The organism is Neobacillus jeddahensis, assembly GCF_000612625.1.
In the GTDB taxonomy this organism is placed as follows: domain Bacteria; phylum Bacillota; class Bacilli; order Bacillales; family Cytobacillaceae; genus Neobacillus; species Neobacillus jeddahensis.
In genome coordinates, this window is the sequence record NZ_CCAS010000036.1 from 1 (window position 1) to 24,058 (window position 24,058).

The following is a 24,058-nucleotide window of genomic DNA, read 5'->3' on the forward strand; positions in this document are numbered from 1 at the left end:
AAAAAGGAAGAGGCTAAGATCCCTCTTCCCAATACTCATTTTAATCTAAATCATGATTTTATTCCAAATTTTATAGGTTAATTTACGATATTAATATTGTAATCCTTAAACCATGTGTGAAGCTGAACAAGATATGCTAACAATTGTGGCCCTGTCATTAACTGGCCAAACCATGGCTCTTGAAAGGACTTTCCTCCCGAATTGACGATGCTTTCCAACTGGTCTTTTTGAAAAAGTTCGTGTAAAGCCGAGGATTTATCTTGTAATATCGCTCCCATCCATTGTTGAATCGCCCTAGTATACTCTGGATTATGTGTCTTCGGATATGGACTTTTCTTCCGATATAAAACCTCCTCCGGTAGGGTCCCTTCGAATGCCTTTCTAAGAATTCCTTTTTCCCTGCCGCGATACATTTTCATTTCCCACGGGATATTCCAGACGTATTCCACAAGGCGATGGTCAGCAAATGGAACACGGACCTCTAAGCTTGCCCCCATACTCATGCGATCTTTTCGATCTAACAAGGTTGTCATGAACCATGTCATATTGATATAAAATAATTCTCTCCGTTTCGCTTCTTCGATACTTTCCCCATCAAGTTTCGGGGTTTCCGCAATCGCCTGCCGGTACTGTTCCATACAATACTCATCCAGTTTTAATTTATCCTGCCAATGTGGTGACAACAAATTTTGCCGTTCTTGAACAGAACGCATCCATGGGAAGCCAGGCCGCTCTAGATCTTGCTTTCGATGAAACCATGGATATCCGCCAAAAATTTCATCGGCACATTCTCCAGATAAACCTACCACAAAGTCTTTTTTGATTTCTTTACAAAACCAAAGCAAGGAAGAATCAATATCCGCCATTCCAGGGAAATCTCTGACATGTGTTGCTTCTAACAAATCATTTACTAATTGAGCTTGTGATATGGTCTTGTTATGGTGCCTCGTTTCAAATCTATCTGTCATCATTTGAATATATCTTCCGTCAGCATCCGGCTGAAATTCATTTGAGGCAAAATATTGATCATTTCCTTCATAATCAATTGAATACGTATGAAGCTGCCCCTTCCCTTGGTCCTCAAAGCCCTTTGCCGCAATCGCGGTGATGATACTAGAATCGAGACCCCCAGATAAAAATGTGCATAACGGAACATCAGAAACAAGCTGCCTCGTGACAGCATCCGTCACTAAATACCGAACCTTTTCCGCTGTTTCTTCCACACTTTCTTTATGCTCTTCACTTTTCACATTCCAGTAACGCCAAATTTTCAACCCATTTTTTGAAAATGTTAAGGCATGAGCTGGCCTTAGTTCCTTCATCCCTTTAAAAATACCAGACCCCGGTGATCGAGAGGGACCTGCCCCAAAAATTTCAGCCAGTCCGTACTGATCAATTTCCGGCTTTATTTCAGGGTGAGCAAGAATGGCTTTAATTTCAGATGCAAAGATCAAACCCTTCTGATGTTCGGTGAAGAATAACGGTTTTACCCCCAGTCGATCTCGTCCAATGTAGAGCTGTTCTTTTTTTGAATCCCAAATAGCAAAGGCAAAGATACCATTTAAATAATTTACGCACTCTTCCGCCCATTCTATATAGGCAGTTAACAGTACTTCTGTATCAGAATGACCATTAAAAGAATATCCTTTAGTAAGGAGAATTTTGCGAATATCTTCCGTGTTATATAATTCCCCATTGTAACAAATGGTGTAGTCAAAGCCCTCTTTTTGTTTAGTCATTGGCTGTCTGCCCCCTTCAGGGTCGACTACGATCAGTCGTTTATGACCAAAGCCAGCATGTGCAGTATGCCAGATGTTTGTTTCATCGGGGCCTCTTTTTGACAAAGTTCTCACCATTTTTGTTAGGGTTTCTGTTTCATTTTTAATAGCTTTATCAAAATCAACCCATCCCGAGATTCCACACATTCGTATCTCACTCCCTTACATTTTAAAAATACTGAACATGTATTTCATGCTCTATTGTATTCAGCCCAGATAAAATGGTTAATTGTCCTATATCACAATTGTACATGTGCACGATAGTGGTCATTTTCGCGATGATTAATTAACAAAGCCTAACTATTAAAAATAACTAGGTTATAAAAAGGCAGGAAGATGTCTAAAAAGGAAAAGAAAGCAACTGTGTATGGAGGTTAATGATGAATCGACAACAACGACTAAAACTATATGATTTCCAACAAAGGGCCTACAACGAGGGAACCGTTGAACAAATAAATGATCAATGGATTTTTTTCGATGAGGAAACGGAAGAAGCTACGATGTTAGATGAATTTATTCATCAAGAAATTGAAATTTTTCGGTTAAATCGCTGGAAAAAAGGGATATTGAATGAACCAGGAAAAGTTCATTGTGGGAAGGAAGCCATTATGCTTCGTGATCATGATACCATTAGAATGAGGAAGCATTTAATCTACTCCCTCGAAAGATTGTTAGACGGAGTGAATGATGATGCCTTTTTCCAGTTTGTTACGACCTTGAATTCCCTTAATTTCTCTATTTACGATTGTATTTACTGTTATAATCATTTATCCTTCTTATCCGATGATCATCGAAAAGATGGAGTAAACTTTATGGTTTTTGATAACCAAGAACAAATTTGTAATGTGCAGCATCATTTTTGTTATTTTGAAAAAATCAATGATCGATTCGAGTTCACCTTAAATACAGGCAAGCGTCTGGTCATCGAAAAAATGATATCATAAGATATAGCTTAATGTATTTAGAACCAAGTGCACGTCTTGTTACAAGGTTTATCATTCGTCTCTAAAAAATAAGAAGGCTGCTGAGAATTCTCAACAGCCTTCTTATTCTTCTTCACCTCTAAGGATGTAAAAACGACATCGGTAACTTAACAAATCCTAAATAAAGGACAAGTAAAAAAGCAACAACAAACTGAATCCAAAAAACAGACGTTCTCCGGTTATTTGCGACGCGACTTAGGATCATTTCAAGAGTCCCAATCACCCATAATCCCACAATCGATTTTAAAATATACCAAACATCAATATTGGATAACTTAAAAAGTAGTCCTATACCTGTTGCAATAATGAGCAAGTATAGTACTCGTATGATCATGTGAACAATCTTTGCTCCCTTTGCTTTTCCACTCTTATATAATGATAGAGCAACAAAGAATAAAATGAGAGCTAAAATCCATGCGGTAATATGTCCATGAATCATGAAAGAACCTCCTTATGTATAATTTCATATCGAAACAATCATACCATAGGAACTGGCAAAATACGAAAAAAAGCCAGTATCTACTCATTACTAATATGGACATGAATCCTCAAGATGTAGAACTCCCAAATTAATTTCTATTCAATTCTATTCTGAAGTGTCCCAATCTTTTCAATCATAATCTCCATCTGATCCCCCGGGCGTAAAAATTTGGCTGGTTTGAATCCCTTTCCAACACCTGCTGGCGTACCGGTTGCAATAATATCCCCTGGTTCGAGAGTCATCCCTGCTGATAAAACAGAAATAACCTCTTCAACTGGGAAAATAAAGTTTTTAGTATTTGAACTTTGCCTTACTTCTCCATTTATCCTTGTTTCTATATTTAAATGGTTAGGATTTTCAATTAAGCTTTTATGAACGATCCAAGGCCCCATTGGGCAAGAAGTATCCAGGCTTTTCCCAATAAAGAATTGGTTATGACGTGATTGCAGGTCTCGTGCCGTTACATCATTTAAGATGGTATAGCCAAATACATAATCAAGGGCTTCTTCTTTCTTTATGGCTCTCCCCTTCTTGCCGATAATGACCGCTAATTCCCCTTCATAATCAAGCTGCTCTGTCAGCTCCCGGTGGTTAAGAACGGTTTCATCTGGTCCAATGACAGTTGTGGGCGCCTTCGTAAAAACCATCACATGTTTAGGGATATCCTCTGCACTCCCCATCTCAATGGCATGCTCTGCGTAATTCTTGCCAACACAAAAAATATTCTTACGCGGTATTGGAATGGGTGCAAGCAAATTTGCCTCTTCAAGGGGGATATAAAATGGATCGGTTTGATCCGTATTTTGAATCCATACAAGCAACTCATTTACTTGTTCGATAAATCTCTTCCCTAAGGCCATACATTCTATCATAGAAGCAGGAAAACTATTATTGCCAGATCTGGCTTTTTCAACCTTATTTAGTAAAAGGATTTTGGCTCCTTCCGAATCTACTAATCCAATACACTGTTCATCCTTAAACTGTATCGTAACAAATCTCAATCTCATCACCCCTATTTCATATTTTCATCTATTCCTATCATAAAATAAACAGAACAATCTAACAAATATTATTTAGGCGAATGATTCACAATAGCCGCGCCCAATCATAAGATGTAAAAGAAAATCTTAAAAAGGGTGTTGTTCATGCCAGCCATAGTCGGAGTTGCACAAGTCATTACACTTGGTAACAGTTCCGTTTTTCATATCGGAGACGTTTATAAAATTATGCCCTTTTCTAATGCGAAAACTTTCTCTGGAGCAGGTTCCTTTAATACAGGTGAGAGTTTGAATGTTCATAATAACGTAAGTTCTACCAACACCAATGATACAGATGTCCTCGATCAAGGAAATTTCCTTAATATGTAATAAACGGGTGGTCATTATGAATTTTTATATCCAGCAGTCCATTCAAATTAATTTCATCAAAATTAGTGGGATTACTAATTCATCGGTATTTCAAATTGGAAGTGCCGGGATAATTAAACCACAAGCAAATTTGTATAATACCGGCGGATTTTCACAGCCTGCCCCTGGTGCGACAACATTGGGGGGAAATGCAGGTCAAAATGCTCAATTAGCTCCAGCCGTTCCATTACAAGCACCTGTAAGAACGATTAAATAGGGATTAGGTATGGTCAAATGAGAGCTATTTTCACTCCTACTGCCTCTTGCGTTGGAGAGATGGAGAGTAAGTAATGAGGTGATATAAGTGTATCAAGATATGAATCAATACCTTCAATGGCTGCAGATGTATATTCAAGCACAAGAAAAAAGAATCAATTTATTGGAAGATGCCGTCAAAAAAATGAGTGCTGAAATCAAGCAATTAAATGAGAAAAAATCCATCCATGTAGATAAAATTGAATATAAATTTGATCAATTGAAGGTTGAGACACTTGAAGGGACATTAAATATTGGCTTAAATCCTAACGACTTGTCCGACATCGAGGATTTCGCGGTACAAAACCAGTCATTAAATACTCCCCTTTCCCCCAAGGCGCAAATGCAAAGGTCAATGAAAATTGAAGAAGCGATTTATCGATTTTTAGAAACCGATCTGCCGCAAATTGTCGAGGATGCCCAAAGGATGCTCCGGATGGAACCTAGTGACTCTTATTTAACCTTCATAAAAGAAGACATCATCAAGCAGTTGCCTAGTCGGATTGAACATCACCTAAATAGTCAACCAGCCCCACATCAAGCGCCAGAAAATGTCCCAGTTATTGAGGAACAAATCATTTCCGCCTTAAAACAGGAGATTCAAAATGGAGTAGCTGTCTTTTTCAATCATTTGCCGGAAAATGTGAAAGGAATGAAGACTGATGAACTTTGAAGTCTATAACCGCGATCTTTGTGTCGGATCTATCAAAATCAATGGAGTAGCAAGTTCGTCCCTAGTGTTAGTTGGCGATACAGAAACCATTCAACTTGCATCCACCTTTGATACACCAGCCGAATCATTAATTATTGGGCCGTTTGTTCCATTAGCACCGGAAGTGAGATAAACCATGCTTCAAAGAACTTCCTATGTAGATAAAATCGATGTAGAGGTGCTTTCCTTTTCCTCTATTTTTCAAATTGGAGATTCTTGTTTTATTAATGGACTCTCTCGTGCCATGGCTATTCAAAGGGAAGCCGAAATCTTTTATGGGAATGAGGGAAATTTTTCCACATATCCCGTATTTTCCGAGCCAATCCCCTTTCAGCCGATTACAGAACCATTTACGTTCAGGATCCACAACCCAAAGCCTATAATAAAAGTGCAAACGATAGATGTCATCGGATTTTCGTCATCTTCTATTTTACACATTGGAAATAGTAAACATATCTCATTAGAAGCTAGGATAAAACACATCCGTCAGCTATTACCAGAAAGGCATGAACATGAAATATGAGCGGAGCATATGTTACTTTATAGTTTACTTTGAAAAGGATGTTTGTCATGCCAGCAATAATTGGTCCCGTCCAAATCGTTAATGTGGGTGGCGGTATTGTGCAATTCGGTGATGCTGTTTATATCTCTCCAAAGAGTAGCTCGAAAACAAATGCTGGTTCTGGAGGATTTAATACCGGAGGATTGATCGTAACAAATAATGGATTGAATGGCACAAATGTGCTCGATACAAATGCCGTTGACCAGCCTATTATCGGGAATAATTAAAAATGACATAAACCAATCACTGGTCTATGTCATTTTTTATTTATTACATTTTTAAAATATGAGCGCCATCGAAGAAAAATAAATATCTTTCCGTTATTTTTCTTTTCCAAATTTGCTCAATCGCTTTTGTATAAAGGTCTATTTGCAACCTATAGCGATTTTCGAGGATCGGTTTTGCTTGAAGAAAGCCACCTTTATACCTGTCTTTTATCCCGTCTGATTTATAGTCAATCAGCACAAGACCATCTTCATCTTCCAGGATACAGTCGATAATTCCTTGGACAAAAACAGCTTCATCTGCTTCCTTCCAGTTTGGATATACCTCACTTGCAGGTAATGACAGGGTAAACGGTACTTCCCTATGAATGGCTTTTGCCTGAAAATATCTTTTCCCTAACGCCGAATGGAAAAATTCAACAATTAATTCACTATTAATTACGGCAGCTTGATCGGACGTTAACAATTCCTGGTTGATCATCCAGGTTAATTGATCATGGAGAGATTCCTCACTAACTGTGCTTGTTAGATCCACATGTTGCATAACCATATGCATAGCAGTACCTCGCTCCGCGGGACTCAGGGATTTTTCTTGCATGAATTTCGGCCGGGTCACGATGGATTTTCTAAATTTCCGGACTAAATCTGACCCACTTTGCTCATCAGTTATTTCCGCGAAGCGTTTTATTTCAGAAACAGATTGCTTGGAACGATGCACGGAAGCACTTTGGTAGGGATATTCCCAAGCTAACCGATCCTTGATTTCCTCAGCAAACGGAGAGGATAGAGGGACTTTTTCTGCCCTTTGAACCTTTTCCAAAAAATGGTCCTCTTCCATTTCGAGCTCAGATTCTTGTTTTCTGATTTCTTCAGCATGTAGGAATGTCATCCTCCATGACGAGGGATGATCAGTAATTTCAGCTGGAACAAGGGCATTTCCTTCACCGTTATACCTTAATTCTCCACAGTGGTGATGACGGACAAGCGCTGGACCAATCCAATCGATATAACTCACTGCTGATGCACGATCGTAATCCTTTAATAGCCATTCGGTCTGTGAGGATGCATCATTCCACTGGTCAATTTTTTTCTGTGCATCCTTTAATGTTGCCGTCAAGTATAACTTTTCTTTTGCCCTTGTCATGGCTACGTATAACACCCGCATTTCTTCAGCGAGCATTTCCATTTTCTTTTTTCGCTTAAAAGCGATTTGTGGCAGTGATGGATATGAAATGCGTTTTTCGGCATTCACATATTTCGCGGCAAATCCATATTCTTTATCAAGTAAAAAGGGCTTGCGGATATCCATCATATTAAATTGTCTTGCCATGCCTGCCATAAAGACAACTGGAAATTCCAGACCTTTACTACTATGAATGGTCATAATGCGGACAACATCCTCTTGTTCACCAAGTGCTCTTGCTGCCCCTAGGTCATCGCCTCTTTCAATCATCCGCTCGATAAACCGTAAAAATCGAAATAACCCTCGGAAAGAGGTTTGTTCATATTGACGCGCCCTATCATATAAGGCTCTTAGGTTTGCTTGACGCTGTTTCCCTCCAGGTAAACCACCAACAAAATCATATAATTGTGTATCACGATATAATTGCCAAATCAGCTCTGAAAGCGATCCCTGTCGTGCCATTGAGCGCCAGTTTATTAAGGCGTCATAAAAAACGCGGACTTTCTCGTAAAATGGCTCCGCCTTTTCAGCGGTTTGGCTTTGACAGAAAACCGCAACTGCCTCCCAAAAAGAACCTGATTTCTTATGAATACGAATTTTTGATAATTCTTCCTCATCTAAACCAACAATAGGTGACCGCAACACAGAAGCAAGCGAAATATCTTGATATGGATTATCAATTACCTGGAGAAGTGACATCATAATCGATACTTCTGTCGCCTCAAAATAACCGGTCGATAAATTCGCATAAATGGGAATTCCCTGATATTTAAACTCTTCGATGATTTGCGGCGCCCACGTCATCGAGCGCAGGAGAATGACCATATCACGATACATTATCGGTTTTTGCGATTTTGTTTTCGTATTATAAACAGGTGCACCACTTGATACCAATTCTTTAATTTTCGCTGCGATTACCCTTGCTTCAATCTGTGATTGTTCTAGGTCTGCTTTATCAAATTCATTCGCTTCCGGTTCAGATTCAGCGTCTATTGCAGCTACTTCCGCACTATCAGCATTTTGATCAATAAGGATTACTTCTACTGGAAAAGGATCATCAACTGGGTATGGTGCACCATTTCGCAATTCTGCCGCCTCATCGTATTCTATCTCTCCTACTTTAACTCCCATAATTTGTTTGAATAAATAATTAGTCGCATCAAGTACCTCGTTCCTGCTTCTAAAATTACGAGCTAGATCGATGCGGAGTCCCGCTTCGCTGCCATCTACAGTGAACCGATGATATTTTTTTAAAAACAGATGGGGTTCTGCTAATCGAAACCGATAAATGGACTGTTTGACATCGCCGACCATAAACAAGTTCCCCGTTTGCTCTCCATCCTTCGTCACAAGCTTTAATATCGTTTCCTGGACCATATTCGTGTCCTGGTACTCATCACAATATACCTCGTTAAAATGTTGGCGATAGGTTAAAGCAGCGTCTGATGGGAGAAATTTACCATCAGTTGAACATCCATTTGTCAAAATCCCTAGGCAATAGTGCTCTAAATCGGCATAATCCACAAGACTCTTTTCCCGTTTTGCTTTTTCAAATCGGCTTGAAAATTCCTTAACAAGGTATACTAATGTTTCAATCAATGGCTTCATTTCCACCATATCACGTAAAAAGCTATCCGGTTTTCGGGAAAAGAGCTCTTCGTTTATATCTTGAATTTTTTTCTTCGCCTTATCCCTTAGTTTCTGAGCCTTCTCAGTTAGAGTCTTATCGTAGTGATCCCCCTTAACCTGTTTCGCCCTAGAAAAAGACCATGTTTGCATTGCTTGATAGAGTGCTGCCCAAGAGTCCTTCTGTGCTGCCATCAAGGTATCAATAACCTGTAAATCTTCAATAAAGTTTTCTGCTCTAGGTGCCGGTCCATTTGGTAGCTTTGTTACCTCAAGTCCTCGCAAAATCATTTCCTTTGCCGCCTCTAATTGCAGTTCGATATCAAATAGAAGTGCCTGAATAAACGGAAGATCTTCTAAATTGGTTAGATCCGCCACATCGTACATGGAGACGATCGAACGTAAATAGGAGTCTGGCTGTGGATTCGAACGTGCAAAATCATAAATGGAACGGATAATATCCATCAGGGCAGCATCGCTTCGATCACTCGTGAACGAATCGACTAAATGGAAAAATGACTGATTCTCTTTTTTTCCATATTCTTCTTCAAACAGCTCATCTAAAACTTCATCTCTCATTAATTGGGCTTCTGTCTCATCGGCGATACGGAACCCAGGGTCAATATCGATTAAATAATAATACTTGCGAATGACCTCCATGCAAAAGGAATGCAGTGTTGAAATGGATGCCTTATTTAATAAACTGAGCTGCTTCCGTAAATGCCTGGAACCTGGATTCTGGTCGATCGCCTTTTCCAACGCCTCGCCAATTCGATGCCGCATCTCTGCTGCGGATGCATTCGTAAATGTCACCACCAGCAGCTCATCCACATCAATCGGGTCTTCATCAGATAAAATCTTTTGAATGATCCTTTCGACCAGCACTGCCGTTTTCCCCGAACCTGCAGCTGCCGCGACTAGAATATCTTGATCTCTGGCCATAATCGCTTTCCACTGATCGTCTGTCCAGGTCACCCCTTCTGGCTTTGCAGGAATCATGAGATTATTCATCTAGCGTGACCTCCTTACTAATCAAATCTACTATTGTATCTTTCGAATGTGGAGTCAGTATTCTAAACTGATTACCCTCAATGGATTCATCAAATTGACAAACAGATTTATAGGAGCAAAATGTACACGGTGTTTTGTCCTTCAGTTTATACGGGGCAATATCGATATGACCATCAATAATGGCATTGCCTGTTTGCTGGTAGACATTCCGGACATAGTTTCTTAAATGTGTAAATTCTGCTAAACTAGCTACCTTTGACTTTTTCGATAAATTTCCATCTTTTTTAATGCCCGCTGCAACTATTTGCGAATCGCCGGACTCAAGTGTCTGATCCATCAATTGAATAACTTTTTGGTCGCTCAGCATTAACCCATTCATTTTAAACTTTTTCATCATTTCTTTTTCAATTTCATCAATACTTAACATTTTCTTTGTATTAATAAATGGATTATGAACATGGAAGTAAAGAACACCTGCTGGACTTGCTTTCATCTCTACTAATTCATTGGAATGGGTCATGACAATATCAAGATAGGTCAGCATTTGTAGGGCAAGACCATAATACACCTCAGTTAGATTAACATCCTTTTCACTTGATTTATAATCAATTACTCTTAAAAAGACACTATCCTCATCTGCATTCGCTTTATCGACCCTATCAATCCGTCCAGCCAATTCCATTCTTTTCCCATTTTTTAGTGAAAAGGATAATGGTGGCAACTCCGCATTTGGACCAAAGCCTAATTCTAATCCAATTGGCGAGAACCCACTCACTTTTGCGTGCTCGCTTAATACAATTGAGGCACGGGTAATGATTTGTTCCAACTTACGTTGAATATAATGATGCCGTTCTGAGCTTAGTAATATTTCATTTTGTAGCTTTGGTGCTAATGCCTTAACCGCTTCTTTAGAAAGGATTTCACATTGTTGCCGTGTTAACTTGGCCCACGACATATTTTGTTCATTGACCATATCGGAAATCTGCTTTAAGGCAGCATGGAATAGTTCGCCAATATCAGGAGCTTCTAAGCGGAAGATTTGCCGCTCCCGCAGTTTTAGACCATGCTGAGCAAAATGAGAAAAAGCACAGCCGTTGTATAATTCCATTCTTGAAACACTTGCCTGAATCGTCTCACCGTACAATTCATCGGCAACCTCTTTAGAAAGTTGAACCACTGTGTTTGAATAAAAAAGACTAGAAAACACTTTTTCAGCCTTACTCTTCCACGGGCTCTCCAAATAATAGTTATATACATCCCACCATAAATTTGAGATGGGATACTTTCGCTTTTTCCATTGCAACTGACCATTAAGGTAGGACAAGGTTGATGTATAATTTGAAACAAAACTTAATTGCTCCACCTCTGCTTGGTCAGCAGGATCTGTCACATAATAAGCATCGTTAACATCAGGAAACATATCTTTGAGCCGTTTGATATAGGATGAGGGAATCAATGCCCTCCCTTCGTCATTGGCAAGTGGATAGCTTACATATAGATAGTCCGATGGTGCTGTAAGAGCTTTATAGGCAAGAAAGTTTTCATCAAGCAGACGTGTCCGACTACTTGGTGCTACACTGATTCCGGCTGCTAATAGTCGCTCACGATCTTCGTCTGCGAGAATGCCCTCATCCGCTATTTTTGCTGGCAAAACCCCTTCATTAACACCGACAACGAAAACAATCTTGCTATCGTTCAACCTAGATTTTTCCAAATCACCAATTAAAACCTGATCAAGTGCAGGAGGAATTAGTGAAAAATGTAAGGATTCGAAGCCTGCTTCTAGAATAGACGCAAATTCCTTTAACGGGACCTGCTCTTCTCCAAGTATTTCAACGTATTGATCAAGCAGTTCAACGACGGCATTCCAGACTTGTTCATGTTCCCGCATCCTTACAAGCTGACCTTTTTCTTCCGCTGCCATTTTCCATTGCTCTAGTTTCTCAGGAATATCTAATTCTTCTAAAAATAAATAGATGGCCTCACACAGTTTTCGACCTGTATCGGCTTTTTTCAACCTTCTAGACAAGCGCAAAATGGGCGCGGTTACCATCAGTTTTAATTCATTTAATTCCTGTTCAATCATTCTTTCGGCCTCGGTTTGAGTATTTCCCGTAAACTCTAACCCTTTTATCCGCCGATAACTCCAACGGTCCTTCTTCGTCCATTTACTCCCGTTGATTCCATAGGCAAGGCAATAGTTTTCAAGCCTGTCCATCTTCTCCCGCATTTTGTGTGGGGATTCCTGAAATGGGAAAATGAGCTCTGTTTTTATGACTCTAAAGACTGGCTCATACCGCCAATAAGAATTAATCACTTCAAGTGTCGAGCGTATTAATTCAATCAGCGGGTGACTTTGCATCGTCCTTTTCTGATCGATAAAAAAAGGAATTTGATAATCTTCAAATACCGGTTCAACGATTTCATGATAGTCTCCACCATTTCGGATTAACAGAGCGATGTCGCGATAACGGTATCCCTTTTTTCGAACAAGGTGCCGTACTTCTCTTGCTATCCCTTCAATTTCTGCGCGACGATTAACAGCTTGGCTAAGTTGAATTTCTGTGTTGCCATGAAATGCACTAGCTGGGCGTGCGTCAAATTTCTCCTCTAAATGCCGTAAGGATGGGTGCTTCCATTTTTTTTGCTCGCTTAGTAACACCGGTTCCTCCATTTCAATACTACTTGTCCTTGCTAGGTCATGGAGAGTATTACAGGTTTCTCCCGCTAAGCGGAACAAATCAAGCTCATCTGGTGCTGTATCAAAATATAGTCGATCAGCCGTCATCGATATGGAAACACGTTTACAACGCTTCATTAATTCTGCTATGACAAGATATTCCTGCGGTGTAAAGCTATAAAACCCATCAATATAGATTTCTGCCTCGTTCAAGTAAGCTGATTCAGATATTTTTTCTGCTAGAAGGCGGAAGTAATCTTCTGAATCAATATATTTCCCAAAAGTTTCTTCCTCAAATTTTGAATAGATCAATTCTAAATCTGCTAATTTGTCTTGTAAGGCTTTTGATGGCCCTTCTGTCCCCAACTGAACAAATTCTTGTATTAATTCCTCCGGCCTAAGACAGTAACGTTTAAATTCTGTGATCATTTGCTCCAGCTGCTGGATAAATCCATTCTTATCAGCGGCACGCTGGAAAATTTTCAGATTTTCTTTCTGATCATCAATGATTTTACGAATAAGCATATTCATGCCAACATTACTTAAATGCATTCGGCTAATTCCGCCTGTTTCCTGAAGGATTCGCCACGCCAACCGGGAAAAACTGAACACCTGGGCACGAATCATTCCCCCTATACATGGGTCTGTTGCCAAGCGATATTCTGTTAAAAACGTCATTTGCTCTGGAACTATATAAATAATAGGGGTGCCTTCTGGGGCTTCTACTAACCGACTTTGTATTTCATCGAGAAACATTGCTGTTTTCCCGCTTCCTGACCGCCCGATTACCATTCTTATTGACATGGGGTTCCCTCGCTTTCACATAAATCAATATGGCCTTCTTTGCACTATTTCTAAATTTATTTTACCATAAAATAGTACAAACGTTTGTATTTACATCGTAAGGCTTCAACCCAACAATGGGAAATGATGCGTTATTATCCATAAAAAAACACGATTTACTCAATCGTGTCGACTTTTTATTTAGAAATTAACGTTCATTTCATTTAATGGCCAATAGCGCAAATCTACTTTTCCAACTACTTGACTTGCATTGATGAACCCAAATTGACGGCTGTCCCAACTTCCTAAACGGTTATCTCCGAGGACAAATAATTTCCCTTTAGGCACTTTACTTTGACCGGTAATCTCCAGCAAACTAAAGTCACCCGTCAGCATAACTCCTGGGGATTTCTCCTTATAAACCTTTAAAAATGGTTCCTCATACTTCTGCCCATTCACATACAATTGATCCCCGCGATATTCAATTTCATCACCTGGAAGTCCGATAATGCGTTTGACAAAATCCTCTTTAGAATTAGCGTGAAAAACGATTACATCAAAACGGTTCAACTCGCCAACCTGATCACCAAGCTTATTCACAACAAGCTTGTTACCGTCTTGGAGGGTGGGCATCATCGATTCTCCCTCCACAATGTAATTTGCAAAGAAAAAAATCCGAATGAATGTAAAGATCATAATACCGATAGCAATTGCCTTGGCCCATTCTAGGCCCTCTTTTTTCCATTCAATCTTCATTGAAGCTCCTCCATTTCTCCTTCTCTCTACTTCTCTCTTTTTCTCCATTATGGTCAGTTTCTGTACTCTTATTCATTCTTACCTCAATTCTTTTCCCTACAAACCAAAGAATAAAAATGATAAGAAATACAATACCCGTCCGAAGAGGCTTTGTTATCAATGAATGGAGATCGTAACCAATAAAGCTAATGGTAAAAATCATCACCATTTTCCCAATACATACCGCTAGCATGTATTGGGCCAAGCTTATTTTTGAAAGGCCTGCGACAATATTGACAAGCGCCGAGGGGGTAAATGGAAAACATAGTAATAAAAAGAGGGGACCAAAACCATGACGGTCCACCCAATCCATAAGCTTGCGAACTTTTGGATGCTTAGGAAAAAAGGCTAATAATCGTTTTTGTCCATAAGCCCTGATCAGGAAAAAAACAAGAAAGGCTCCAGTGCAAGCACCAAGCCATGAATATAAAAAACCTAACCAAAGTCCAAATGCATTTGCATTTGCCATTACAAAAACAAACAAGGGAAGGAATGGCAAAAAGGCTTCAATGATAATCAACAATATACCCGGAATCGGTCCTAAAGCACGATATTCTTGGATGAGGGTCATAATATGTTCAAGTGTAAACCAAGCTTTTAGTGATTCAAAGTCCATCCCACTGCTCTCCTTATTTATTGCTTCATTCTATGATTGTTTACTTTGTAATAAATTCATGTAGTGCCTGTTTATTTTTTTCGACATCGATACTTAATACGGCACCCTCGCCTTTAATACGAGGCTCGGTGAAGCTATCTTCTATTGGAATACGTAAAGCCTCAATCTCCCCTCTGTCATTTGAAAGGAAGTCTTTAGCCATAAATAGTGTATCTGAGGTGTCCATATTTGTATTCACATAGGGTGAAACGACACCAATTAATTTCGGGAGCTTTGCAATTGTTTGAATTCCGCTTAATTGATCTTTAATGGCCTTTACTGTCTTTTGTTGTCGCTCTACTCGTCCAAAATCACCAACTGCATCATGACGGAAGCGAACATAACTCAACAAGTGCGCACCATCAAGTTTTTGCAAACCAGGCTCAAGGGGTACTTCAACATTCGCTGTCATTTTCTTTTCAACATTAATTTCCACGCCTTCAGGGAAGGCCTCGTCGATTAACTGGACAAATCCCTGAAAATCAGCAATCGCATAATATTGCAGGTCTAAGTCAAAGTTCTGTTTAATCGTTTGTCTCATTAACTCTGGGCCGCCAAGAGCAAAGGCTGAATTAATTTTATGCTTGCCATGACCAGGAATGGCGACGTAGCTATCCCGCATGATGGAGGTAATTTTAAATGTCCCTTTATCCTCGTTAAAATGAACGATCATAATCGTATCAGCACGAGAAGTTTCCTTTCCCCGGGCATCACTTCCCAGCAATAGGATATTCGTATCCCCATATTGATCCTTCTTCCCTTCAAATGTGTAAACCTCATTTGCTTCTTGATTGTCCGTATTCATATTTTTTAACGATTGATTAACGCCTTGTTTATATTGAAAATAAGCGTACCCTGTTACTGCACCAATTAAAAGTAAGAATATAAGTAAAATGGACGGCCATCTCTTCTTTTTCTTCTTATGTTTGTCTGCTCTCATTGTTTATCACCCATTCGTCCATATTTAACCATCATGTTAATATGACGGCAATTTTCTTATTTAGGTTTCCTCATTTAATTCATTTTCCCCTATTAAATATCCTTCTATTAATAAAAACTTTCTCATATATTGGCTAAACTTAGCAACTAAGAAAGCTCTTCAACGTGATATTGCTTTTATTATTCATTTTCTGTAAAATAAAAAGGAACATTTGTTCTATTTTTTATCGAAGGAGTAGATGAAAGGATGACCAGAATTCCAGAGAATATCCATGATATTATGGAAAAAGCTATTTATTTACCGATGGTCCTGATTATCTTAAATCGGGATATAAAAGCTGTAAATAATAGCACTTTTAAATTAAAAAGACCATATTTAGATTTAATTGAAGATACGATGAGGGAAATCCAGAGGGAATTGGCTGAGGTAAAACAATATATGAAGAAAAATCAGCTTCAAGTGATTGAAATAAAACGGGATGATGCTTTTACGATGTTTATGTTTATTTATAAGGGCTACGAGGAAAATCATAATTACTTTAATCCAAGGATTCGCAATAAAGTCCAAGAATTAATGGTGGCTTACTTCTTAAAAAAACACCCATCCCGATGAAAGTAAATTTTAGTTTACTATTTATTTGGGGTTTTTCAAATAAAATTCACTACTCTCAGACGCCTTTGTTGTATTCGGTCTATTTAATAAATAAAAAGACTGTTTCTTACTGTAGTTAACTCTCTGCATATAGACCCTTTGTAAATAAGATGTCCTTAGCATGAGTGATTTAAAGGAAGTAAAAGAAACCGGAAAAATAATGGATTGACCATTGTGGAATATAACCAATGTTTCTCGTCCAGAAACTGGCTCATAATCTTTAATATGCTCGTAGAAGAACCAAATACCTTTAGGGTTATCATGGGAAGTCGTACAAAAAGCGTAGATCCCGCTAACCGGTTCTATTATAATTGGCAGTTTTCGTGAATAATTAATTAAAAGTTTTGTCCCCTTCCTCCTACTTTCCAAATTTCCCCCATAAAAAGTACAGGCGTTTTTGATATTCATCAGCGGATTAACTGTAGACAGATATTCGCCATCCGTTTCACCAACTAGGGAATATAGTTTATCCCCAAATTCATACGGACGAATGTACATCGTAAAGAAATTCACCATATAGTTTTCGAAAAGTTTTCGTGACAATCCATTCAACTCCTTATTATTTTATTCAACGACCATATCTTACCACTTTTATTATTTTTTTCCTCAAAATTTCAAAAATGTTACTAATTTATTCATAAAATATCTGTCAAGAAAATTATTATCAGAAAATTATAAAAATTATTGATAATATAAAAAAAACTCCATATAATTAAAAAAAGCATCAGAGGTGATTTTCTTGAAGGAAAAATCCTACACAGAATTAATGAAACTTGGTGCCATGAAACGTGCTCGAATGAAAGAGAACTTCGTCCAAGATTTATACATCGACATGCTCTTATCAGAAATTCAATTAACCGTTGAAAAAGAAAAATTATTACAGAAAATTGACTCAGCCATTGATTGCCGAGACAAAAAAACATTTTATCTTTTATCAAATGAGCTCAATAAAATCAACAAGCGTTTTGGAACATAGCATGCTCCATTTAGCCGCCAAACATTGGCGGCTTTTTGTTTTCTAACTCGGGCCCTTGACCCCAAAAAAGCTAAAGACATATGGGGCAGTCTTTAGCCATGAATTATCATTGGTTTCGATGTTTTATTTCATATTCCTCAAGCATAGAAATTCGATCAAGCATGGAAGGATGCGTATAACGGAAGAGCTTCACCAAATAAGGCGGATTCACTTGACTTAGACCAGAGCGGGTTAATTCCTGAAAAGAGGTAATTGCCGCCTCTGGGTTATTGGTCATTTCAATCGCATATTGATCAGCTCTTGTTTCCTGATAACGTGAAGCAAGGTTTGTAATCGGACTGGATGCAAATAGCAAGATTGAAAGGATCAGAAAAAATAATGGGAGGGAGCGAATATCTCCCACAGCCGCTACTTTTATTTCTTTTCCCCAACGTTTAATGGCCCAATTCATGATCCTATAGGTCAAATACAGTCCAAGAAGAGATAAAAGCAGGTAGCCGCCAATTCCGAAATAAATATGTTTCTCCACATAATGACACATTTCGTGAGCCATGATAAAGAGAATTTGCTGATCAGTTAATCTACTCAGCGTAGTATCCCAAAGTACAATTCTAGCATTTGCCCCGATACCAGTAACATAGGCGTTCATTGAATTGGTTTTGTCGGCCATATTCACTTCAAATACATGCTGAGCAGGGATTTCAGCTTTTTCAGCAAGGGCTAAAATCTGCGTTTCTAATTCTTTGTTCTTTAAAGGATAAAAATCATTGTATAACGGGTCAATGACGACTGGCTGTAAGAACATCATAAATAGCGTAAATGGAATTGATAGCAGCCATCCATAGAGCCACCACCGTTTTTGACTTTTTTTCATCAACCAGTATAGTACCGGGACAATAATCAACCACGTTCCATAATTAATCCAAAAATCAATCAACTCATCCTTCATCCATGAGGTGAAGGTTTGTGTGGAGATATGATAACTTTTAGATAGTGAGTAGCTGATATAGTTCAATGGAAATGTGGCTACAAATGCAAAAAAAGATAACCAGATTAAATAGATGGCAGTTTGCAGCAATTTGTACTTAGCAGAATGGTCTGCCCATCGTTTAAAGGCGTTTGAAAAGCCAAACAATAAAATGAGAAAATAGAAAAGCCATTCCAACGGAGTAGATAAGAAAAACAGTAGATTTCTGATTTTCGAATACTCCTCGCTCAAGCTTAATTCCCTTCCATTTAAAAAAGTAGCCGGATCTGCTTTAGATCCTTGATATTCAAATGGCAAGGACGAATCCGTCAAGTAAAATAAATACCAATAAATAAACAGTCCATAAAGACAAAAGGCCAAAACCGCATAGACCCCCATTTTTCTTACCATGATTCTGTCCTCCTTTATGTACAACCTCTCTCTCTAAATAGTTTAGATAAAAATGGACATTTTAGAACTACTGAATTAAGAAAAGCGCAAGGCGCCTGGAGCTGGACAATTCTCGAAGTCGATTTATATCCTTATCTCTTAAGAAAAGCCAGAGAAAGGGCTGGCTTAAGAGAGATAGGAGTATAGGGCAAGGACCACGATAGAGCCTAGAACAACAGCGATGACATTTGCCCCTAAAAAAGCGACAATAAAGGCAGCCGCTGCCCCTAGAACCCCATACCAAATATCATCCTCTTGAATGAAGATAATAGCGGGAAAAATTAATGCACCAAGCGTAGCATAAGGGACATTTTTTAATACTCCTTGTATAAAAGGCGGTAGTTCTTTTCCTTTAAATAAGACAAATGGCAGCATGCGGGGAATATATGTAACCAAACCCATGCCGATAATCATCCAAATGATTTCACTCTTCATTTCTGCCACCTCGCGGGCTCCGTTTGAACACTTCAACTAGTTCAATAATGATAGCTGCTAATAATGTTGCTGTAACAATGGCCCATCCCTGCGCCATTATTTCGGCGATGGTAAAAATGATATTAAACATTGCCCCGAGTACCGCCAAAAAAATCACCTTTACGCTTTTTTTCATCGAAGGGACAAGGAGTCCAATAAACATGGCATATAGGGCAACACTCATGCTTTCCTGCAATGTTTGCGGTAAACTAGCACCAATCAAGTGACCCACCCCTGAAAAAGCCACCCAGCTTGAGTAGGCTACCGAATTGAGACCCAACATAAATCCCGTTGAAATTGTTCCTTCCTTTGTAGCCGCAACTGAAAAGGTCTCGTCAGTAATCCCAAATGAGTAGAAGAGTTTATTTAGTAAATGATCCTCTTCACTTTTTTCGTTTAACGTGGTCGACATCAAAAAATGTCTAATATTGACAATGAAGGTCGTCAAAATAATTTCATAAACACTTGTCCCATAAGCGATGAGACTTAAGGAAATATATTGTGATGCCCCAGCAAACACAACCAGACTCATGAATACCGTTTCATAAATGGACAAGCCGGAGGTTTTAGCAAGGAGACCAAATGTCAGGGCAATGGGAAAATAGCCGACCCCAATGCTAACCCCCGCTTGAACTCCTTTTCTAAATTCAGATGACTCTCTTTCTAATGCTAAATCCGCCATCTCCATCCCCCTATTCTCCATGTTCATATAAAGTTAAATTTTAGCAAATTTTCTGTAATTAGAAAAGCGCAAGGCGCCTAGAGCTGGACAATTCTCAAAGTAAAAATTTTACTTATCTTTAAAACAAAAGAAAATGTGGCTTTCTAATCCTCGCTTTTTTCACAAAAAAACACGGTGTCAGGCACCATGTCTTTCTTCCATTATTTCCCCTTAAAAACAGGTTTTCTTTTTTCGGCAAAAGCCTGTAAGGCTTCAATCCGGTCTTCAGTCGGCAGTGTCACTTCATAAGCTTTTCGTTCAATTTGAAGACCTGAGCTTAGCTCAGTATTCATTCCATTCTTAATCGCAAATTTTGCCTGCTGAACTGCGATCGGGCCATTAGCAAGTAATTGCGCGCAAAGGGCACGACTTTCCTCTAATAAATCCAGGCGGGCCACAACTTTTGTTAAGAGGCCATAACCAAAGGCCTCTTCAGCTGTTAGTCGTCGAGCAGTTAAAACAAGCTCCATCGCTTTCGCTTGGCCAATGAGTCTTGGTAGCCGCTGTGTGCCGCCTGCACCTGGAATGATGCCAAGACTTGTTTCTGTTAGGCCCATCAATGCTTCCTTTGCCGCTATGCGAAAATCACATGCCAATGCCAGCTCGATACCGCCCCCAAAGGCAAAGCCGTTTATCGCTGCAATTGTTGGCTGTGGAAGCTGATCAATCGCATTAAAAACCTCATTTATTTTAAATAAATTTCGTTTCACTTGCTCATCCGTTAAGTTTTTCCGTTCTTTTAAATCTGCACCGACGCTAAAGGACTTTTCTCCTGTACCGATGAATATGACTGCCCTAACTTCTCGATCAATCCGAATTTCTTCCACCTTGCTTTGCAATTCTAGCAATGTCTCATAGTTAAAAGCATTAAGTGCTTTCTCTCGATTGATGGTCACGAGTGCTACGTGATGGTTAACCTCAAGTCTTATTTGTTCCATGATCTCCACCCCTTTAAGAATACATTCTAAAAAGGCAGGCGGAATGCCTGCCTTACATGTGAAATTTTTAAATGACTTTCAAACTTTCTGCCTGTCTTACCTACCAGCAGACTGAGTAACCTGTGATTTAAGGGCCCGCCTTAAAATTTTCCCTGTTGTATTTTTGGGCAACTCATCAATAAATTCCACCATTGTCGGAACTTTATATTTAGCCAGATGCTCTTGACAATATTCTCGGACTTGTTGTGCTGTTAGTTCTGGGTTTTTACTAACGACGTAGGCACTTACTGCCTCCCCTTGATTTGGATCCGGTATCCCAAGAACTGCTACTTCAACAACATCTGAGTGATTATAAATGACTTCTTCCACTTCACGTGGGTATACATTATAGCCACCCACAATAATTAGATCCTTTTTACGGTCCACTATATAAAGGTACCCTTCTTCATCCATTCTCGCCATATCACCGGTATGAAGCCACCCGTTACGAATTGCAGCAGCCGTTTCTTCCGGCATTTTATAATACCCCTTCATGACATTCGGTCCGCGAACAATTAATTCGCCTACTCCACCGACAGGCACTTCCTCACCAAGTTCATCGACCACTTTGTTCTCGACATGGAGAATCGATGTGCCAATAGATCCGGCCTTACGAGGTCGATCTAGTGGGTTAAAACTGGTTACAGGTGATGCCTCTGATAGCCCATATCCTTCCGATATCAGCACATTAAATGTCTTTTCAAAATTCTTTAATAAGGCTACAGGAAGTGAGGCCCCTCCCGATATGCATAGCCGTAATGATTTCAAGTGCTCTGGACTCCCATCCGGATATTGATAAAGAAAATTATACATGGTCGGTACACCGGCAAACACGGTAGCCTGATAATGATTAATTAGCTCAAATACTCCCTTTGGACTAAATTTCGGTGCAATCAAGAGGGTAGCACCATTTAATAAGGGGGCATTTAAGGCAACAGTTAAACAAAAAACATGAAACATAGGCAAGACAGTCACAACGCGATCTTGATCATTCATTTTTAAATAGTCGCCTACATCCTTAGCATTACTATATAAGTTCTTGTGAGTGAGCATCGCACCCTTTGGTTTACCAGTCGTTCCAGACGTATAGAGGATAATGGCAACATCATCGTCATTCAATAAAGGGCCCTGGAAGCTTCCCTCTCCTGAGGAAACGACACTTGTAAACGATTTCATTTTAGGATAAACAGTTAGCTTCTCTATTTCTGATGGGACTAAACTATTCGGTTGTGTTTCACACATGATATAATGGTCTATTTTCGGCAGTAATGGATGCATTTTTTCAGCTACTGGCAGTGCTTGATCAAGTGCGATCACTGCCTTAACATCACCATTATTAAGGATATAGCCGATTTCATCTGCCGTGTAAATTGGATTAATGGGAATTACAGTTACCCCTAGCCGTAACGCTCCATATAAGCTGATGACGAAGTGCGGTGAGTTTCCAAGCAGTAAGGCAATATGATCACCTTGCTTAATACCCAATTTTTCAAGTCCTGAAGCAAACTTTGTAGTGGCCCCATCCAACTCTGCGTAGGTGCTTGCTTGTCCCATAAAATAATAGGCTGGCTTTTCCGCAAAGTTTTTTGCTGTTTCATGAAGCTCTGCTGAAAGATTCATGGTTTACCTCCCTTTTGTGAATGAATACTCATTCACAAATTTAGTATAAATTTTCTAAATATATTATATTGCTTGAATTTTAAGTATTCAAGCAATATATGAAAAAAAGGGAAATTAAAAGCGATGTCGAATTGACATCGCTACATTCGCCTTTAATAAATTAAGTTGATAAATTCCTCTTTGGACACATTTCCAAAGTAATATTTTGTATCCACTTCTAAAAGGGCCTCTTCAATTTTACTTTTTTCATAGCGAATACCGCTTAACTTTTTTTCAATCTCGCTTACATCGCCAACGCCGAAAAAGTCACCATATATTTTACAGTTCTCTAGCATCCCTTTATTTACTTCTAAACGGACATCAATCGATCCAACAGGAAATCTGTGTGAGTGCTGCAGATTGAACTTTGGAGATTTTCCATAGTTCCAATCCCAGTTTTGGTAACGCTCTTTTGAAAGTTGGTGAATCTTTTCCCAGTCCTCTTCGGATAGAACATATTCCTGGATTTCTTGTCCTTCAAAGATTGATGTTAAAATTAAGGAACGAAACGCTTGGATTGTTATTTTCTCTGTCAAAAACTCAGAAATATTAGCAACCCGACTCCGTACCGATTTAATGCCTTTCGATTCAATCTTGTCCTTTTTCACCTTCAAGGCTGAGACAACATGCTCCATTTCCGAGTCAAATAAAAGAGTACCATGGCTGAACATTCTCCCTCTAGTGGAGAATTGGGCATTACCAGAGATTTTCCTTCCTTCAACTTCCAGGTCGTTTCGGCCACTTAACTCAGCGTTAACTCCTAACTTTTTTAATGCCGTCACGACAGGTTCAGTGAACTTACGGAAATTATGAAAGCTTTCCCCATCATCTTTTGTAATAAAACTAAAATTTAAATTGCCAAGATCGTGATAAACCGCTCCTCCACCAGACAACCTCCGTACAACGTGAATCCCCTTACTCTCAACATACTCTGTATTGATTTCTTCAATCGTATTTTGATTTTTTCCAATGATGATCGATGGTTCATTTATGTAGAATAATAAATAACTTTCATTTATATCAAGATTCTTTAATGCATATTCTTCAATCGCCAGATTAATTTGAGGATCAGTGATGCCCTTATTATCAATAAATAACATAATTTTCTG

General features: G+C 39.0%; 24 protein-coding genes. 9 read left to right on the plus strand and 15 right to left on the minus strand.

Going from position 1 to position 24,058, the window contains the following annotated elements; all coding sequences use genetic code 11:
- Positions 1–77: 77 nt before the first annotated feature.
- Positions 78–1,925: an asparagine synthase (glutamine-hydrolyzing) gene (asnB, locus tag TY15_RS15090; RefSeq protein WP_040204497.1), complete on the minus strand. Its 1,848-nt coding sequence runs from the start codon at positions 1,923–1,925 to the stop codon at positions 78–80.
- A gap of 233 nt (positions 1,926–2,158) precedes the next feature.
- Between asnB and TY15_RS15095 the strand changes: the two genes are divergently transcribed.
- Positions 2,159–2,722 (plus strand): DUF2777 domain-containing protein, encoded by a 564-nt coding sequence (locus TY15_RS15095; RefSeq protein WP_040204496.1) that lies wholly within the window; start codon positions 2,159–2,161, stop codon positions 2,720–2,722.
- Positions 2,723–2,840: 118 nt separating this feature from the next.
- On the opposite strand, the gene TY15_RS15100 is transcribed toward TY15_RS15095, so the two are convergent.
- Positions 2,841–3,200, minus strand: coding sequence for a YisL family protein (locus TY15_RS15100; protein ID WP_040204495.1), 360 nt, complete (start codon positions 3,198–3,200; stop codon positions 2,841–2,843).
- A gap of 137 nt (positions 3,201–3,337) precedes the next feature.
- Positions 3,338–4,243, minus strand: a complete 906-nt coding sequence (locus TY15_RS15105; protein WP_040204494.1) for a fumarylacetoacetate hydrolase family protein — start codon at positions 4,241–4,243, stop codon at positions 3,338–3,340.
- A gap of 144 nt (positions 4,244–4,387) precedes the next feature.
- Here TY15_RS15105 and TY15_RS15110 point away from each other — a divergent pair, with 144 nt between their 5' ends.
- The 6 genes from TY15_RS15110 (at position 4,388) to TY15_RS15135 (ending at position 6,404) form a co-directional block, all read left to right on the plus strand.
- Complete coding sequence (locus TY15_RS15110) at positions 4,388–4,609, plus strand: spore germination protein (RefSeq protein WP_040204493.1); 222 nt, start codon at positions 4,388–4,390, stop codon at positions 4,607–4,609.
- A gap of 16 nt (positions 4,610–4,625) precedes the next feature.
- Positions 4,626–4,865: a spore germination protein GerPB gene (locus TY15_RS15115; protein ID WP_040204491.1), complete on the plus strand. Its 240-nt coding sequence runs from the start codon at positions 4,626–4,628 to the stop codon at positions 4,863–4,865.
- A gap of 87 nt (positions 4,866–4,952) precedes the next feature.
- The gene (gene gerPC, locus TY15_RS15120) at positions 4,953–5,576 is read left to right on the plus strand and encodes a spore germination protein GerPC (RefSeq protein ID WP_040204490.1); all 624 of its coding nucleotides are present in this window, start codon (positions 4,953–4,955) and stop codon (positions 5,574–5,576) included.
- Positions 5,566–5,748: a spore gernimation protein GerPD gene (locus TY15_RS15125; RefSeq protein WP_040204489.1), complete on the plus strand. Its 183-nt coding sequence runs from the start codon at positions 5,566–5,568 to the stop codon at positions 5,746–5,748. Before gerPC ends, TY15_RS15125 begins: the two co-directional genes overlap by 11 nt.
- Before the next feature lie 3 nt (positions 5,749–5,751).
- On the plus strand, positions 5,752–6,138 hold the full coding sequence (locus TY15_RS15130) for a spore germination protein GerPE (protein ID WP_040204488.1): 387 nt from the start codon (positions 5,752–5,754) through the stop codon (positions 6,136–6,138).
- A gap of 47 nt (positions 6,139–6,185) precedes the next feature.
- Positions 6,186–6,404 carry a spore germination protein gene (locus TY15_RS15135; RefSeq protein ID WP_040204487.1) on the plus strand — a complete coding sequence of 73 codons (219 nt, stop codon included), beginning with the start codon at positions 6,186–6,188 and terminating at the stop codon, positions 6,402–6,404.
- Positions 6,405–6,447: 43 nt separating this feature from the next.
- Here the strand turns inward: TY15_RS15135 and addA are convergent, their stop codons facing one another.
- From addA to TY15_RS15160, 5 genes are all read right to left on the minus strand, one after another.
- The gene (addA, locus tag TY15_RS15140; protein WP_040204486.1) at positions 6,448–10,221 is read right to left on the minus strand and encodes a helicase-exonuclease AddAB subunit AddA; all 3,774 of its coding nucleotides are present in this window, start codon (positions 10,219–10,221) and stop codon (positions 6,448–6,450) included.
- Positions 10,214–13,705, minus strand: coding sequence for a helicase-exonuclease AddAB subunit AddB (gene addB / locus TY15_RS15145; RefSeq protein WP_040204485.1), 3,492 nt, complete (start codon positions 13,703–13,705; stop codon positions 10,214–10,216). The genes addA and addB overlap by 8 nt, the downstream gene beginning before the upstream one ends.
- 180 nt (positions 13,706–13,885) lie before the next feature.
- Positions 13,886–14,440, minus strand: coding sequence for a signal peptidase I (gene lepB / locus TY15_RS15150; protein WP_040204484.1), 555 nt, complete (start codon positions 14,438–14,440; stop codon positions 13,886–13,888).
- A complete protein-coding gene (locus TY15_RS15155; protein WP_040204483.1) occupies positions 14,430–15,095 on the minus strand; it encodes a TVP38/TMEM64 family protein in 666 nt (221 codons plus the stop codon). Before TY15_RS15155 ends, lepB begins: the two co-directional genes overlap by 11 nt.
- Positions 15,096–15,135: 40 nt before the next feature.
- Positions 15,136–16,074: an LCP family protein gene (locus TY15_RS15160; RefSeq protein ID WP_040204482.1), complete on the minus strand. Its 939-nt coding sequence runs from the start codon at positions 16,072–16,074 to the stop codon at positions 15,136–15,138.
- Between the two features lie 246 nt (positions 16,075–16,320).
- Here TY15_RS15160 and TY15_RS15165 point away from each other — a divergent pair, with 246 nt between their 5' ends.
- Positions 16,321–16,686, plus strand: a complete 366-nt coding sequence (locus tag TY15_RS15165) for a YhjD family protein (RefSeq protein ID WP_040204481.1) — start codon at positions 16,321–16,323, stop codon at positions 16,684–16,686.
- A 21-nt stretch (positions 16,687–16,707) separates the two neighbouring features.
- On the opposite strand, the gene TY15_RS15170 is transcribed toward TY15_RS15165, so the two are convergent.
- A complete protein-coding gene (locus TY15_RS15170) occupies positions 16,708–17,268 on the minus strand; it encodes a competence protein ComK (RefSeq protein ID WP_040204480.1) in 561 nt (186 codons plus the stop codon).
- Between the two features lie 196 nt (positions 17,269–17,464).
- Here TY15_RS15170 and TY15_RS15175 point away from each other — a divergent pair, with 196 nt between their 5' ends.
- A complete protein-coding gene (locus TY15_RS15175) occupies positions 17,465–17,701 on the plus strand; it encodes an IDEAL domain-containing protein (RefSeq protein WP_040204478.1) in 237 nt (78 codons plus the stop codon).
- 106 nt (positions 17,702–17,807) lie between these two features.
- On the opposite strand, the gene TY15_RS15180 is transcribed toward TY15_RS15175, so the two are convergent.
- From TY15_RS15180 to TY15_RS15205, 6 genes are all read right to left on the minus strand, one after another.
- The gene (locus tag TY15_RS15180) at positions 17,808–19,079 is read right to left on the minus strand and encodes a M48 family metallopeptidase (RefSeq protein ID WP_040204476.1); all 1,272 of its coding nucleotides are present in this window, start codon (positions 19,077–19,079) and stop codon (positions 17,808–17,810) included.
- Between the two features lie 165 nt (positions 19,080–19,244).
- Entirely contained in the window at positions 19,245–19,553 is a 309-nt protein-coding gene (locus TY15_RS15185) for an AzlD domain-containing protein (protein ID WP_040204475.1), read from the minus strand.
- A complete protein-coding gene (locus tag TY15_RS15190) occupies positions 19,543–20,274 on the minus strand; it encodes an AzlC family ABC transporter permease (RefSeq protein WP_040204474.1) in 732 nt (243 codons plus the stop codon). The genes TY15_RS15185 and TY15_RS15190 overlap by 11 nt, the downstream gene beginning before the upstream one ends.
- A 200-nt stretch (positions 20,275–20,474) precedes the next feature.
- Complete coding sequence (locus TY15_RS15195; protein WP_040204473.1) at positions 20,475–21,251, minus strand: enoyl-CoA hydratase-related protein; 777 nt, start codon at positions 21,249–21,251, stop codon at positions 20,475–20,477.
- A gap of 96 nt (positions 21,252–21,347) precedes the next feature.
- Positions 21,348–22,910 (minus strand): fatty acid--CoA ligase family protein, encoded by a 1,563-nt coding sequence (locus TY15_RS15200; protein ID WP_040204472.1) that lies wholly within the window; start codon positions 22,908–22,910, stop codon positions 21,348–21,350.
- A gap of 152 nt (positions 22,911–23,062) precedes the next feature.
- Positions 23,063–24,049, minus strand: coding sequence for a lipoate--protein ligase (locus TY15_RS15205; RefSeq protein WP_040204471.1), 987 nt, complete (start codon positions 24,047–24,049; stop codon positions 23,063–23,065).
- Positions 24,050–24,058 lie beyond the last annotated feature (9 nt).

Coding starts and splice junctions, on each gene's coding strand:
- asnB (WP_040204497.1), bottom strand. CDS start 1,925: ATGTGTGGAATCTCGGGATGGGTTGATTTTGATAAAGCTATTAAAAAT.
- TY15_RS15095 (WP_040204496.1), top strand. CDS start 2,159: ATGAATCGACAACAACGACTAAAACTATATGATTTCCAACAAAGGGCC.
- TY15_RS15100 (WP_040204495.1), bottom strand. CDS start 3,200: ATGATTCATGGACATATTACCGCATGGATTTTAGCTCTCATTTTATTC.
- TY15_RS15110 (WP_040204493.1), top strand. CDS start 4,388: ATGCCAGCCATAGTCGGAGTTGCACAAGTCATTACACTTGGTAACAGT.
- TY15_RS15115 (WP_040204491.1), top strand. CDS start 4,626: ATGAATTTTTATATCCAGCAGTCCATTCAAATTAATTTCATCAAAATT.
- TY15_RS15125 (WP_040204489.1), top strand. CDS start 5,566: ATGAACTTTGAAGTCTATAACCGCGATCTTTGTGTCGGATCTATCAAA.
- TY15_RS15130 (WP_040204488.1), top strand. CDS start 5,752: ATGCTTCAAAGAACTTCCTATGTAGATAAAATCGATGTAGAGGTGCTT.
- TY15_RS15135 (WP_040204487.1), top strand. CDS start 6,186: ATGCCAGCAATAATTGGTCCCGTCCAAATCGTTAATGTGGGTGGCGGT.
- addA (WP_040204486.1), bottom strand. CDS start 10,221: ATGAATAATCTCATGATTCCTGCAAAGCCAGAAGGGGTGACCTGGACA.
- addB (WP_040204485.1), bottom strand. CDS start 13,705: ATGTCAATAAGAATGGTAATCGGGCGGTCAGGAAGCGGGAAAACAGCA.
- lepB (WP_040204484.1), bottom strand. CDS start 14,440: ATGAAGATTGAATGGAAAAAAGAGGGCCTAGAATGGGCCAAGGCAATT.
- TY15_RS15155 (WP_040204483.1), bottom strand. CDS start 15,095: ATGGACTTTGAATCACTAAAAGCTTGGTTTACACTTGAACATATTATG.
- TY15_RS15160 (WP_040204482.1), bottom strand. CDS start 16,074: ATGAGAGCAGACAAACATAAGAAGAAAAAGAAGAGATGGCCGTCCATT.
- TY15_RS15165 (WP_040204481.1), top strand. CDS start 16,321: ATGACCAGAATTCCAGAGAATATCCATGATATTATGGAAAAAGCTATT.
- TY15_RS15180 (WP_040204476.1), bottom strand. CDS start 19,079: ATGGTAAGAAAAATGGGGGTCTATGCGGTTTTGGCCTTTTGTCTTTAT.
- TY15_RS15185 (WP_040204475.1), bottom strand. CDS start 19,553: ATGAAGAGTGAAATCATTTGGATGATTATCGGCATGGGTTTGGTTACA.
- TY15_RS15190 (WP_040204474.1), bottom strand. CDS start 20,274: ATGGCGGATTTAGCATTAGAAAGAGAGTCATCTGAATTTAGAAAAGGA.
- TY15_RS15195 (WP_040204473.1), bottom strand. CDS start 21,251: ATGGAACAAATAAGACTTGAGGTTAACCATCACGTAGCACTCGTGACC.
- TY15_RS15200 (WP_040204472.1), bottom strand. CDS start 22,910: ATGAATCTTTCAGCAGAGCTTCATGAAACAGCAAAAAACTTTGCGGAA.
- TY15_RS15205 (WP_040204471.1), bottom strand. CDS start 24,049: ATGTTATTTATTGATAATAAGGGCATCACTGATCCTCAAATTAATCTG.